We start from the raw sequence: 13,425 nt of genomic DNA on the forward strand, positions 1-13,425 counted from the left end.
TAGTGGGCACGAAAATTAACCTTTCATTTGATGAAAAGTGGGAAAAAATTATAGCTTGTGATCAAACATATGACGGTCTTTTTTATACGGCTGTCAAAACCACTAAAATTTATTGTCGTCCCTCGTGTAAATCGAGAAAGCCCAAAAAAATAAATGTAGAATTTTACGATGAAATACAAATGGTTGAGAATGCTGGTTTTCGTGCATGTAAAAGATGCCAGCCTGAGATAGAGCATTCCCCCCATGCCCAGCTCATTAAAGAGGTAACATCCTACTTAATCAATGGGTATAAACAAAGACTAACCTTGCGGGATATTGCGAATCATATTGGGATTAGTCCATTTCATCTAGAGCGACTATTTAAACAAGAAACTGGTGAAACACCTCGAAGTTATTTAGAAAAAATCCGAATAGATAAGGCAACATATCTTTTAAAAAACTCATGCTATTCTAATCTTGAAATTTGCTATGAAGCGGGCTTTCAAAGTTCCTATAACTTCTATAAAGTGTTTCGACATGTTAAACATTGCTCTCCTAGTGAATATCGTGAAAAGGAGCTAAGAGAATGAATTGGATCAGTCAGAAAACCTTTATTGAAATTTATCCACCAAAAGAATTCAATGCTCAAGAGTGTTTAATTTTCTTAAAAAGGTCTAATCAGGAAGTGCTGCATCGGATAAAGAATGACTTTTTATATAAATTGCTGCAAATAAAAGAGCTTACGATTTTATGTCAAATAAAATTACAATCAAACTCAATCAAAGTCGAGTTTCCAATGCAAGTTCCATCTGAAAGAAGTCACGAGGAAATTGCTCAGTATATTTGGGAATGGTTTGATTTAGAAAAAGATTTGAACGGTTTCTATAAAATGGCTAAAGAGGATATTATATTGAAGCCACTTGTACAAAACTATTATGGATTACGCATAATTGGTATGCCTGATTTATTTGAGGCACTCGTATGGGCAATTAGTGGGCAGCAAATTAATTTATCATTCGCGTACACATTAAAGAGAAGATTTGTAGAGCAATTTGGAGAAAGCGTGATGTTTAAGGGAGAAACCTACTGGCTGTTTCCAACGCCTGAAAGGATTGCAACAATTCAGGTGGATGATTTACGTCAATTACAATTTACCCTTAGAAAATCACAATACATTATTGATATCGCTAAGATGATGGCAAGCGGACAATTATTGAAAGAAAAATTACTTTTAAAAACAGACTATGAAGAAAAGAAAAAATATTTAGTAACGATTCGGGGAGTCGGTGCATGGACGGCTGATTATGTGCTAATGAAATGCTTACAGCAACCTGAGTCGTTTCCCATTGCTGATGTTGGGCTTCATAATGCTTTAAAAAAGCAATTAGCACTAAATCAGAAGCCAACGATTGAAGAAATAACTAGTTACGCTATGCATTGGACAGGCTGGCAGGCATATGCCACTTTCTATCTATGGAGGTCTTTATATGATGAAACGCTCTAAATTAGATTATCAATCGCCTATTGGCATCCTTGAAATAGAGGGAACAGCTACACATATAGTTTCTATTATGTTTTCAGAGCAGGAGCAGCTCATAAATGTTCCTCATAAAGATACACCACAAATCTTGATTGAGTGTCATCAGCAAATACATGAGTATTTTATTGGTGAGCGTCAAGAATTTAACATTTCCTATGATTTTGAGGGAACAGTCTTTCAAAAAGGTGTATGGAATGCCTTAACAAGTATTGTATATGGTGAAACAGCAAGCTATAAGGACATTGCTGTATCAATTGGCAATGAAAAAGCGGTAAGAGCTGTAGGCAGTGCAAATGGAAAAAATAAATTGAGTATTGTTGTTCCTTGTCATCGCATAATTGGCTCAAATGGAACATTAACAGGCTATGAAGGCGGGCTATGGAGAAAAGAATGGCTACTTCAGCATGAAAACTCAAAGCAAAAGCCGAAATAACTCCTAAATTTCAGGATATTATGTGAAAGGAAAAATTTATACCTATCTTTACTTGTAGTCAGAACTTAGCCTTTATGCTGTTTGTATAAAACAGCGGTTATTGCAAAAAATAAGACCGTCAAAATAAATGATTTGATTACAATCAGTATTTGTAGTTTGATCTCTGTTATGACAATTTTTCTGGACTTTTTTGTCTAGAAGCAATAAGGGTTTCTTATTACAAGTGAAGGAGGTGTAGACGTGAGTGTAGTTTATAGAATTGCCTTAGTGTTAGTCATTATTGGTGCCATCAACTGGGGACTCATTGGATTCTTTAGGTTCGATTTAGTGGCTTATTTGTTCGGTGGGCAAACGGCGGTATTGTCAAGATGGATTTATGCATTAGTTGGGATAGCCGGAATCATAACCATACCGATTCTTGTGAAGCGTTTTGAAGAGGATGAAGACTTTGATCCACATACTCGTATAGACAGAAATCCAAGTTACGGTATGGAGGCTGGAGAAGAGGCGGATTTCACAGAAGTAGAAACAACTGAAGTGAAGAAAGTAGAAAAAAGAGAGCCTGTAAATAAGTCTAAAAACAAAAAGTAGTTGCAAAATTAAAAAACTGGTGACCCTTTGGTTCTTCAGTTTTTTTGTGCCAGACAGGGCGTAAGCAAAAGAGCTTACGTCCTGCTTTTGCTATTATTACTTGGAAAGTCGAAGGAAGAGATTCATTGTCCTGTTCTAGCCATTTTTCGGAAATAGTTTTGGCTTTTGTTAAGAAGGGAACCTGATCAGGTCCAAACGTATGTCCTTCACCGAATTTAGAGCGTTTCCAGCCATCTAAATAATGATAGCCAACAAGAGCATGCAAATAAATTTTCCTCTTCCATAATGTCAATGTTTTTCAATGCAACAGCCCAGTCAGACGTACTGCTCATCTTTGGTATGCCAATTTTGACCTGTTACATTTGCCACTATACTCACACCTTCTAAACAGGTAGTTTTCAAGCATTCATTTATTATGAGGCAACAACATACAAAGTTTCCCCCATTTGTACTTTATATGAATACATAGATTGATTTAGAAGGGGAATCTATTAATTGAAAATTCTGATATGTTAAAAGCTAATGATGTGTAAGTACATCTTCAATTAAAAATGCGATATAGAGATTTGTTTTTGTAAATGGATTGTTCAAATCCATATCTAATAGAGTTTCTATTTTTTTTATTTTGTACAGAACAGTATTTCGATGGATAAATTGACGTTCGCTAATCTTACTAGTACTACCGTTTTCCTCAAGAAGAATGCGTAAAAATTGTACATAATCTGTACCATGCAAATCATCGTAGTGATAGAGTTGCCCCAAGATGTCTTGGCTAAAAGATTTAATTAACGTTTGATTTTGTACAGCCATGATTATTTGATAGGCACCTATTTCTTTATATTTGTACAAGAAACGGTTGTTATGAAGCTTGGCTAATTGAATCACAGTTAAGGATTCTTCATAGCTTTTGTAAAAATTTTCAAGCTCTTTATAGTAGTTTCCTTTACCAATAATAAGATCTAAGTAACCATTTTTTAGTGTGATTTTTTCGTAGATTTCTTCAACTATTTTTGAGAAGGGTGTATTCGGTGTATGAATTTGTGCTTTGTCAATTAGAAAGATGAGGTGATTTTTATGCTTTAGTTTTAGGAAGCGGTGATATCTATTTTGAAATGCAAATTGGAGCATGACCTCATAGCGATCAATACTAGCTTGTCCTCCAACGGTTGTACAAGAGATGATGGCTAGCTCTCTTCCCTGTGGAAATCCTAACTGTAATAATTGATTCTTTAGCAAGTTGTCGTTGTCCTTGTAGTGAAAAAGTAAGTTGTAAAGGACTTTTTCTTCAGTTGAAAGCTCTTGCTGATGATTGGCGATAAATTGAAAGGTTGTTTTGAATAAATCGGCGATCCGATAACTCCATGACATTTGAAAAATAGGGAAATCATGTTCATTGGCAAAAGTGATGACTGATTCTGGTATATCTGGAATGTATGGTCCAAGATTAATGATAAAACCTGCTACTTTTTTAGAGAATGCTAGTTTAACAAGCTGTTCTAATGATTCTCCCTGTGAAGATAAATGAATACCAGTAGTGACGACTAATTCATTGGGTCTGCAAAACATAATTAAATCGCTACTCTCTACTACGTTAATCCCAGTCACTCTTCGATACGTTCCGCTATGGCCAGCTACTAATGTGAGCATTGGGAATTGAACTCCCTCTACAATTTTGCGAATCGTCCCCATATTTTCCCCCCTTATTATGAACATAACTTACCATATATCATGTGCAGATGCACAGATTTTTTTAGTTTACTATCCATATCTCACAATTTTTATCTATTTTAGAATGTTTATTAACTACTGTGAAAGAGGGGACTTGCATATGTATAAGTGTAATAGTAGACGATTGCAAGAGTTAATTGAACAATTTAGTCAATTTGGAGCAACTGAAAATGGTGGCGTAACCCGCTTGTCTCTTTCGAATGAAGATGTTTTAGCACGAAACTATTTTTGCGATTGTTGTGAGGATTTAGGAATGGATATAAAGATTGATGATATGGGAAATATTTATGGCGTTCTACCAGGAACAAAGGATATTCCTCCAATTGTTATGGGTTCACATTTAGATTCAGTAGAAAAGGGGGGGAAGTTTGATGGTGTGTTAGGGGTATTAACAGCGATTGAGGCCATTCGAACAATTAAGGAAAACGATATTGAGCTAGACATTCCCCTTATGATTGTTAATTTTACGAATGAAGAGGGCGCTCGTTTTGATCCGGCCATGATGAGCTCGGGTGTGATTACGTCGAAATTTGATAAAGAAAAGATGCTACAATCCACTGATAAAAATGGCATTCGCTTTCAAGAAGCATTACGAGCAAGTGGCTATGAGGGAAAGCAGGAAAATCGTCTGAATAAAGCGCTTGCCTATTTAGAATTGCATATAGAGCAGGGACCTGTATTGGAGGCAATGAAGCATGAAATTGGTGTTGTCGAGGGGGTACTTGGCATGATTTGTTATGAAATTATGGTTACAGGGCAATCCAATCATGCTGGTACTACGCCGATGTCCATGCGGAAGGACCCCATGATTGTTGCATCGACAATTATTACGGAGTTACATGACCAGTTAGGAAAAATTGATGAACAACTAGTTTATACCTTTGGCCGTATGAATGTTTCACCAAATATTCATACAGTAATCCCGAATACAGTAACATTTACAATCGATTCACGCCATCAAAAGGCAGAGGTAATGCAACAGGTGGAGGATATTCTTAAAGCACTCCCCACAACGGCAGAGGGTTGTAGCATTCAGCCAGTAAAGCTTTGGGGCAGGGATACGGTATTTTTTGACGTAGCTATTTGCAATGAAGTAGAAAGTGCTTGTCAGAGGTTTGGCTATTCTGCTCATCGCATGTTTAGTGGAGCAGGACATGATGCCCAGTATATGGCTAGTTTGATTCCCTCCGCAATGATTTTTGTTCCAAGTATTCAAGGGAGAAGTCATTGTGAGGAGGAGAAAACAAGCTTTGAGGATTGTGCTAAGGGAGCTGATATTTTACTAGAAACAGTTCTAACACTACAAACAAAGTTTAGTATAGGTGAAACCTATACATTGCGTTAAAAATCAAGAAATCTCTAATATTGTGATGAAGGGTGAGGGGCACTTTGAAAAAAATCATTAAAGGCGGACGTGTAGCTACTGCTGCGGATGTATTTGAGGCTGATATCTTAATTGATAACGGAAAAATTGTGCAAATCGGACAACATTTAAGCGATGAAGGCGCTGAAATAATTGATGCCACTGGTAAATTCGTGTTACCTGGTGGAATTGATCCCCATACGCATTTAGATATGCCATTTAATAATACGGTGACAGATGATGATTGGAAATCAGGAACGATTGCTGCGGCCTTTGGTGGGACAACCACTATTTTAGATTTTTGCTTAACAGCAGGTGAAGAAAAATTATCAGTAGCAGTGAAAAAATGGCATGACAAGGCCAAAGGAAAATCAGCGATTGACTATGGCTTCCATTTGATGATTGGCGATTTAACACCTGAAACCGAAGCTGAACTGCCTAAAATTTTAGAGCAAGAGGGTATTACCTCTGTCAAAGTCTTTATGGCTTATGCAAAGGAATTTCAAGCGACAGATCGTACACTGTTTAAAGCCTTTAAAATTGCCAAAGGTCTTGGAGCAGTAGTGATGGTGCACTGTGAGAATGGCTCTGTTATTGATGAGCTAGTAGAGGAAGCAAGACGTGCAGGTCATAAGGAGCCGATTTATCATGCGCTGACTCGTCCAGCAGAACTGGAGGGAGAGGCAACAAAGCGTGCTATTGAATTAGCTCATATTGCTGGAGCAAAGCTATATGTTGTACATGTAACATGTAAAGAAGCAATGGATGAAATTATTGCTGCTCGTGAAAAAGGCTATGATGTCTATGGTGAAACATGTCCACCATATTTAACGCTCGATCAATCAGCCTTAGCACAGCCGGGCTTTGAGGGAGCAAAATATGTTTGGTCACCACCACTTCGTCCGAAATATCATCAAGAACATTTATGGAATGCCTTAAAGGCGAAACAGCTTCAGACAATTGGCTCTGACCAATGCTCCTTTAGCTTTAAGGGCAAAAAGCAGCTAGGCTTAAATGATTTCTCGAAAATTCCAAATGGTGGGCCATTCATTGAGGATCGTTTTAGTATTTTATATTCTGAAGGCGTAGCAAAAGGCAGAATTTCTATCCATGAGTTTGTCGATATGATTTCTACTAGTGCCGCAAAAATATTTGGGCTATTTCCGCAAAAAGGGACAATTGCTATCGGTTCTGATGCAGATATCGTTATTTTTGACCCAGAAGCGAAACGCCAAATATCAGCTAAAACACATCATATGAATGTTGACTATAATCCATATGAAGGCTGGGAAGTAACAGGTGAGCCTGTAAGTGTGCTAGTACGTGGGGAATATGTTATTAAAAATAAAGAATTTGTAGGTGTACTAGGTAGCGGACAATATATCAAACGTCCATTAAAAAAAGTAGCAGCGGAAGCGCTAAATATTTAGCTTGCTTCAGTAAAGGACCGATTGTTTTGGATGGAGAGCAAAGCAATCGGTCTAGTAATGGGGTACGGAAAAAATGAACACATAAGGGGGATGTGGAATGGTTCCGATTCAAGAAAATGCGATGACCATGCAGCTTAGACGTAATTTTGTGGAATTAAAAAACAAGATGGCAAAGAATGAGGCTATTGAGGAAGCCAATCGTTGTCTCTATTGCTATGATGCACCATGTATTAAAGCATGTCCGACAAGTATTCAAATCCCTAATTTCATAAAAAAAATCGCATCTGGTAATATGAAGGGATCTGCTACGACTATATTAGAAGCAAATCCGATTGGCGCAAGCTGTGCAAGGGTTTGTCCAACGGAAGAACTATGTGAAGGGGCGTGTGTCTTACATTCTTCAACAAAGCCAATAAAAATTGGTGAGTTACAGCGTTATGCGACGGATTGGGCAATGGAAACGAACGCTCAGCTCCTTAAACCAGAGCAAAGGAATGAACAGAAAGTAGCTATTGTTGGAGCAGGTCCTGCTGGTTTATCGGCAGCACGTGAACTTAGTCTTTTTGGCTATCAAGTAACCATCTATGAGGCTGAAGAAAAGGCTGGTGGTTTAGGAAGATATGGTATTGTAGCGTTCCGATTACCAAATGATGTTGTAGATTGGGAAGTAGAGCAAATTGAACAGCTCGGCGTGGATATTCAAACAAATATAGCTATAGGTGTGGATATATCAGCAGATGAAATTTTGGCACAATATGACAGTGTTATTCTAGCTGTTGGTATGGGGGCTGTGCCGAATTTAGGCATAGCAGGTGAAGATTTAGAAGGTGTCCATGATGCAATTGAGTTTGTTCGTAAAACAAAAATGGAATCGCTTACAAATGATATTGTAGGGAAAAGAGTAGCTGTTATCGGTGCTGGAAATACAGCCATTGACGGCGCAACATGTGCGGTGCGTTTAGGTGCTGACAATGTTCAAATTCTTTATCGAAGAACGCAAAAAGAAATGACGGCGTATAAATTTGAATATGAATTTGCGAAACAGGATGGTGTGGAATTTAAATGGCTGACTGCACCGAAGAAAATTATTGGCAATGAGGCAGGCAGGGTAACTGGCATTGAATGTGTGAAAATGAAGCTTGGTGAGGCAGGTCCTGATGGTCGACAAAGACCAGAAGAAGTGAAGGGTTCTAACTTTATTATTGAAGTGGATGCTGTCATTAAAGCTATTGGGCAAACTCGTTTTGTTTCATTAATTGAAGCCTTTGATTTGGCACATACAAACGGAGTTGTCGATATTGATGAGACGACAATGCAAACGTCTAATGACAAAGTATTTGCATGTGGAGATGTTGTTTTTGGCAATGGACAGGGTGAAGCGATGGTGGTGACCGCTGTGCAACAAGGAAAAAATGCAGCATACAAGATTCATGAACGATTAAGAAAACCAAGTGAGATTGCATAAAGGGGGAACTTACATGGCAGACTTACGCATTAACTTAGCGGGCATCCAATCACCGAATCCATTTTGGCTGGCATCAGCACCACCAACGAATTCAGGCTATCAAGTACAGCGCGCATTTGAAGCAGGCTGGGGTGGTGCAGTGTGGAAAACATTAGGGGAGCCAATTTTAAATGTATCCTCTCGTTTTGCGGCTATTAGTTATAATGGGCAGCGAGTAGCAGGCTTCAACAATATTGAATTGATTACGGATCGACCGTTAGAAGTGAATTTACAAGAAATTTATGAGACAAAAAAGAAGTTTCCTAATCACGCGATTATTGCCTCTTTAATGGTGGAGCCAAAGCAGGAAAAGTGGCATGAAATTGTGAAACGCGTAGAAGATGTGGGGGTTGATGGTCTTGAGCTTAACTTTGGTTGTCCACATGGGATGGCAGAACGAGGCATGGGTTCTGCCTCTGGTCAAGTCCCTGAATTGGTGGAAAAGCAAACATACTGGGTAAAGGAAGCGGCGCGTACACCTGTGATTGTTAAGCTAACGCCAAACATTACGGATATTACAGTAACGGCAGAAGCAGCCACAAGAGGTGGAGCAGATGCTGTTAGTATGATTAATACGTTTAACAGCTTAGCGGGTGTAGATTTAGATACATGGAATACAGTTCCACATGTTGCTGGCAAAGGGGCACATGGAGGGTATTGTGGTCCAGCTGTGAAACCGATAGCACTCAATATGGTTGCAGAGTGTGCCCGCAATCCTTTAGTCAATGTCCCAATTTCAGGTATTGGTGGTATCTCTAATTGGCAAGATGCCGCGGAATTTATTTTAATGGGTGCCACAGGCGTACAGGTATGTACAGCAGCGATGCATCATGGCTTTAGTATTGTTGAGGATATGATGGATGGGCTGAATAATTATTTAGATGATAAGGGTATAGCTTCAGTGATGAATCTGGTTGGTCGCTCCGTTCCAAGATATTCTAACTGGGGTGATTTAGACTTAAATTATAAAATTGTCGCAGAAATTAATAATGATGTCTGTATTAATTGCAATAAGTGTCATATTGCTTGTGAGGATACATCCCATCAATGTATTGATCTTTATACGGAGGATGGTCGCCCAATGTTAAAGGTTCGTGAGGAAGACTGTGTAGGCTGTAATTTATGCTCTATTGTTTGTCCTGTCGATGGTGCCATTTCGATGGTTGAACGTACATCCACAATTCCGCCAATGACATGGAATGAACGCCAATCACTTCTTAGCAGTCTATCAAAATAAAGACCTTTGATCTATTCTAAATAAAGATTAAAAATCGAAATTCCACCTTCCTTCAGTATTTTTGGTGAAGGAAGGCACTTCAAGTAAGTTGTCACGGAAATTAGAGAAAAAAGGAGAGAAACATTATGGAACGTGAAGGGAATTATTTAAAATCCCCCGATTTACTTCCAGTGACACATCAACAAAGAAATATTGGAACATTTGGTTTTGCGGTGATTTGGATTGGAATGGCGATTGTATTAGCAGCTTTTGCTATAGGCGGTTCGGCAATTATGAATTTATCCTTACCTATGGTTATTTTAGCTACGTTGGTAGGTTCCTGTTTGATTGGTGTCTTTATGACGTTAATTGGTGATATAGGTATTGAGCATGGATTATCATTCCCTGTTTATATGCGTGCACCATTCGGCACATTTGGAACTCATATTCCTTCTCTTGTAAGGGGCATAACAGCCGCATGTTGGTTTGGTCTTAATACGTATTTTGGAGCATTAGCAATAAATGGCATTTTAAATTTATTATTTGATTTTGATAATTGGTTTATTTGTTTCCTTGTATTTGCGGCGCTTCAGCTCTTTAATACATCACTCGGCATTAAGTCCATTGAGCGCTTCGCTGATTTAGCAGCACCTGTCATTATTTTGATTTCTTGCTGGATGTATTACACATTGGCTGATAATGCCACGTCGCAAGGGAAAAATATTTGGACGTGGGTAGAAACCCCAACAACTGGCTTTGCTGCCTTTACAGCTTTTATGGTAGTGGTCATGGCAAACATGGGCTTTTGGTCAACGCTCGCAGCTGATATGCCATCATTATCTCGTTTTTTTAAAGCACCTAAAAATGAGCGTAATTGGTTCAAACGGAATAAAACACAGCTCGTGGGCTCATTAATCGTAATGCCAATTACGAACACATTCATTGTTACAATTGGAGCTGTTTGTTATATGGCTGTTGCCTCGGCTGATCCAATCAATGCTTTACAGCAAAGCGCAAGTGGATTTATATTAGGCATCTTACTATTAATGATTGTGTTAGCCCAGTGGTCAACAAACACCTCTGCCAATGTTGTGCCAGCAGCCACTATTTTCTCCAATATTGGCGGACCAAAAGTACCGTTCTGGGTAGGGGTTGTCATCGCTGGAATCATCGGTATTCTTGCACAACCATGGAGCCTATTTGATGTGATGGTAAATGTTCTATTAATTATTGGGGGTATTTTAACTGCAATAGTTGGTATTCTATTTGCTGACTATTATTTAATTCGTAAACGTCGTGTGCATGTGAAGGCACTTTATGAGTTAGATGGGCAGTTTAAATATTTCAATGGATTTAACATAGCTGGTTTGATTGCCTGGGTGATAGGTGGTGCAGTAGCAAATATCTTCTCAACCTATTCTTCATTAGTTGGATTCTTTGTAGGTGCTTTTGTTTATTATGTGTTAGCAAAGTATTGGTGGTTTAAAAAATATCCTCAAGCAGAAATAGAAGACCCAAATGATGCAAAATATTTAGGGATAACAGTCGGGCATAATTTGGATGAACTTTTCACCCAGTCACAAATGCCTACGCCATCAGTTGACCCAAATGAGGGTGACATAACGGATCCACTATTAGAGATAAAAGGTGCTGAATAAATAAGACAACGGAGAGGACGAGGTGATTGCATGTCAGAACATTTACAAAGCACTGAGGAGATTCAAAAAATAGATGATTTTTTAGATAGCGGCTACAAAATTAAATATGTGTATGAAAATTTAAGTGGAATGTTTGTGGAGTTTGCACGTCAGGAGGAAACTGTTTTGCAACAAATTCTAACTGCTGATGCCCGTAAATACTTCTCGGCCAAACTTCAAGAGCAAACATTGTTACAATAATAAAGAAAAGCGTGTTAGTAAATTAGAACTTTCCATCATTTTTAGAAAATAAATATAGACTTCTTTCTTCATATAATAAGAAAAATATTTGACTCAAGTGGAATATCTTTATAAAGTGTCCCTTAATTGCTAAGCATGATTTCGATATTAAATCGAATTCATGCTTTTTTTATTTTGATTTATATATGTTTTTCCTAAAAATACAATTGTATTTTTAGAGTGTATTTATTATTATAGAAAAAGTAATTATTCAACTTAGAAAAACATCAAAGAAAGAGGCGTTATTTGAGTGGTAAACAAAGAATTAAAAAGAGGGTTAGAGGCTCGTCATATCCAAATGATTGCGCTAGGTGGTACAATTGGCGTTGGTCTATTTATGGGTTCAGCCAGTGCTATTCAGTGGACAGGTCCCTCCGTGCTTCTTGCCTATGCCATAGCTGGTATCTTTATCTTTTTTATAATGCGGGCTATGGGAGAGATGCTGTATATGGAGCCAAGCACAGGCTCTTTTGCAACATTTGGCTATAAATATATTCATCCATTGGCTGGTTATTTAACAGCATGGAGTAACTGGTTTCAATGGATTATTGTTGGTATGTCAGAAATAATTGCGGTGGGTACATATATGCAATACTGGTATCCAGATTTACCAGCATGGATTCCAGGATTCATTGCAATGGTCATTTTAGGTGTCGCTAACTTTATTTCAGTAAAATCATTTGGTGAGTTTGAATTTTGGTTTGCGATGATTAAAATTGTTACAATTATTCTAATGATTATCGCGGGAATCGGTCTTATTTTCTTTGGAATAGGTAATGATGGCATTGCTATTGGGCTATCTAATCTATGGAATCATGGAGGCTTCTTTACAGGTGGCTGGACAGGCTTTTTCTTTGCCTTATCATTAGTAGTTGCTGCCTATCAAGGGGTCGAGCTAATTGGTATTACAGCTGGAGAAGCGAAAAATCCTCAAAAAACAATTACAAATGCGATTCAGAGTATTATTTGGCGTATTTTAATCTTTTATATCGGTGCCATTTTTGTCATCGTGACGGTTTATCCATGGAATGAATTAGGGACAATTGGTAGTCCTTTTGTTGCTACGTTTGCTAAGGTGGGTATCACAGCAGCTGCTGGTATAATTAATTTTGTCGTCATTACAGCGGCAATGTCGGGCTGTAATAGTGGGATTTATAGTGCTGGTCGAATGTTGTATACATTGGCTATGAATGGACAAGCTCCGAAGTTTTTTGCCAAGCTTTCTCATAATGGTGTACCATTATTCGGGACGGCAGGTGTTTTAGTAGGTCTAGTGATAGGCGTCATCTTAAGCTATTTAGCGCCAGAAAATTTATTTGTCTATGTTTATAGTGCAAGTGTTTTACCAGGAATGGTACCTTGGTTTATTATTTTAATTAGTCAAATAGGATTCAGAAAAATACATGGTACAGAGTTATCTAAGCACCCGTTCAAAATGCCATTTGCTCCGATTACAAACTATTTGACAATCGCTTTTTTAGTAATGGTACTAATCGGAATGTGGTTTAATGATGATACCCGCGTTTCATTAATCGTGGGAATTATCTTCTTAGCTTTAGTGACGATAAGCTACTATGTATTTGGCATTGGTAAAAACCGTCATGAGCGTCAATAGTGTGAGAAGGGTGTGTCTATTTGGATATACTACTTGCATTGCTAGAACATATTATAAATAGAGTAGGGACAATCGATTGTGGATTGTCC

12 protein-coding genes and 1 pseudogene are annotated in these 13,425 nt (G+C 38.1%); 11 read left to right on the top strand and 2 right to left on the bottom strand.

Features of this window, described 5'->3' with window-relative positions:
* Nucleotides 1-2: 2 nt before the first annotated feature.
* From AC1RNS_RS15505 to AC1RNS_RS15520, 4 genes are all read left to right on the top strand, one after another.
* Nucleotides 3-569: a bifunctional transcriptional activator/DNA repair enzyme AdaA gene (locus tag AC1RNS_RS15505; protein ID WP_492993895.1), complete on the top strand. Its 567-nt coding sequence runs from the start codon at nucleotides 3-5 to the stop codon at nucleotides 567-569.
* Nucleotides 566-1,483, top strand: a complete 918-nt coding sequence (locus AC1RNS_RS15510; protein ID WP_492993897.1) for a DNA-3-methyladenine glycosylase family protein — start codon at nucleotides 566-568, stop codon at nucleotides 1,481-1,483. The genes AC1RNS_RS15505 and AC1RNS_RS15510 overlap by 4 nt, the downstream gene beginning before the upstream one ends.
* Nucleotides 1,467-1,952: a methylated-DNA--[protein]-cysteine S-methyltransferase gene (locus AC1RNS_RS15515; protein ID WP_492993898.1), complete on the top strand. Its 486-nt coding sequence runs from the start codon at nucleotides 1,467-1,469 to the stop codon at nucleotides 1,950-1,952. The genes AC1RNS_RS15510 and AC1RNS_RS15515 overlap by 17 nt, the downstream gene beginning before the upstream one ends.
* A 240-nt stretch (nucleotides 1,953-2,192) precedes the next feature.
* Nucleotides 2,193-2,543 (top strand): DUF378 domain-containing protein, encoded by a 351-nt coding sequence (locus tag AC1RNS_RS15520; protein WP_492993900.1) that lies wholly within the window; start codon nucleotides 2,193-2,195, stop codon nucleotides 2,541-2,543.
* A gap of 74 nt (nucleotides 2,544-2,617) precedes the next feature.
* Here the strand turns inward: AC1RNS_RS15520 and AC1RNS_RS15525 are convergent.
* Together AC1RNS_RS15525 and AC1RNS_RS15530 are read right to left on the bottom strand one after the other, a co-directional pair.
* A pseudogene (locus tag AC1RNS_RS15525) lies at nucleotides 2,618-2,796 on the bottom strand (methylmalonate-semialdehyde dehydrogenase (CoA acylating)); the annotation flags it as partial.
* 266 nt (nucleotides 2,797-3,062) lie between these two features.
* On the bottom strand, nucleotides 3,063-4,232 hold the full coding sequence (locus tag AC1RNS_RS15530; RefSeq protein ID WP_492993902.1) for a PucR family transcriptional regulator: 1,170 nt from the start codon (nucleotides 4,230-4,232) through the stop codon (nucleotides 3,063-3,065).
* A 139-nt stretch (nucleotides 4,233-4,371) separates the two neighbouring features.
* Here AC1RNS_RS15530 and AC1RNS_RS15535 point away from each other — a divergent pair, with 139 nt between their 5' ends.
* The 7 genes from AC1RNS_RS15535 (at nucleotide 4,372) to AC1RNS_RS15565 (ending at nucleotide 13,336) form a co-directional block, all read left to right on the top strand.
* Entirely contained in the window at nucleotides 4,372-5,616 is a 1,245-nt protein-coding gene (locus AC1RNS_RS15535; RefSeq protein WP_492993904.1) for a Zn-dependent hydrolase, read from the top strand.
* A 44-nt stretch (nucleotides 5,617-5,660) separates the two neighbouring features.
* Nucleotides 5,661-7,064 (top strand): dihydropyrimidinase, encoded by a 1,404-nt coding sequence (gene hydA, locus AC1RNS_RS15540; RefSeq protein ID WP_492993906.1) that lies wholly within the window; start codon nucleotides 5,661-5,663, stop codon nucleotides 7,062-7,064.
* Between the two features lie 97 nt (nucleotides 7,065-7,161).
* Nucleotides 7,162-8,529, top strand: a complete 1,368-nt coding sequence (locus tag AC1RNS_RS15545; RefSeq protein WP_492993908.1) for an NAD(P)-dependent oxidoreductase — start codon at nucleotides 7,162-7,164, stop codon at nucleotides 8,527-8,529.
* Between the two features lie 13 nt (nucleotides 8,530-8,542).
* Nucleotides 8,543-9,805 carry an NAD-dependent dihydropyrimidine dehydrogenase subunit PreA gene (gene preA, locus AC1RNS_RS15550; protein WP_492993910.1) on the top strand — a complete coding sequence of 421 codons (1,263 nt, stop codon included), beginning with the start codon at nucleotides 8,543-8,545 and terminating at the stop codon, nucleotides 9,803-9,805.
* A 125-nt stretch (nucleotides 9,806-9,930) separates the two neighbouring features.
* Nucleotides 9,931-11,442: an NCS1 family transporter gene (locus AC1RNS_RS15555; RefSeq protein ID WP_492993912.1), complete on the top strand. Its 1,512-nt coding sequence runs from the start codon at nucleotides 9,931-9,933 to the stop codon at nucleotides 11,440-11,442.
* 30 nt (nucleotides 11,443-11,472) lie between these two features.
* Nucleotides 11,473-11,682: a hypothetical protein gene (locus tag AC1RNS_RS15560; protein WP_492993913.1), complete on the top strand. Its 210-nt coding sequence runs from the start codon at nucleotides 11,473-11,475 to the stop codon at nucleotides 11,680-11,682.
* A gap of 289 nt (nucleotides 11,683-11,971) precedes the next feature.
* Nucleotides 11,972-13,336, top strand: coding sequence for an amino acid permease (locus AC1RNS_RS15565; protein ID WP_492993915.1), 1,365 nt, complete (start codon nucleotides 11,972-11,974; stop codon nucleotides 13,334-13,336).
* The last annotated feature ends 89 nt before the right edge of the window (nucleotides 13,337-13,425 follow it).

The organism is Lysinibacillus sp. GW821-FHT14F06, from assembly GCF_058803665.1.

Bases quoted from the DNA above. Each gene is read 5' to 3' on its own strand.
- AC1RNS_RS15510 (WP_492993897.1), top strand. From the start codon at position 566: ATGAATTGGATCAGTCAGAAAACCTTTATTGAAATTTATCCACCAAAA.
- AC1RNS_RS15515 (WP_492993898.1), top strand. From the start codon at position 1,467: ATGATGAAACGCTCTAAATTAGATTATCAATCGCCTATTGGCATCCTT.
- AC1RNS_RS15530 (WP_492993902.1), bottom strand. From the start codon at position 4,232: ATGGGGACGATTCGCAAAATTGTAGAGGGAGTTCAATTCCCAATGCTC.
- AC1RNS_RS15535 (WP_492993904.1), top strand. From the start codon at position 4,372: ATGTATAAGTGTAATAGTAGACGATTGCAAGAGTTAATTGAACAATTT.
- AC1RNS_RS15545 (WP_492993908.1), top strand. From the start codon at position 7,162: ATGGTTCCGATTCAAGAAAATGCGATGACCATGCAGCTTAGACGTAAT.
- preA (WP_492993910.1), top strand. From the start codon at position 8,543: ATGGCAGACTTACGCATTAACTTAGCGGGCATCCAATCACCGAATCCA.
- AC1RNS_RS15555 (WP_492993912.1), top strand. From the start codon at position 9,931: ATGGAACGTGAAGGGAATTATTTAAAATCCCCCGATTTACTTCCAGTG.
- AC1RNS_RS15560 (WP_492993913.1), top strand. From the start codon at position 11,473: ATGTCAGAACATTTACAAAGCACTGAGGAGATTCAAAAAATAGATGAT.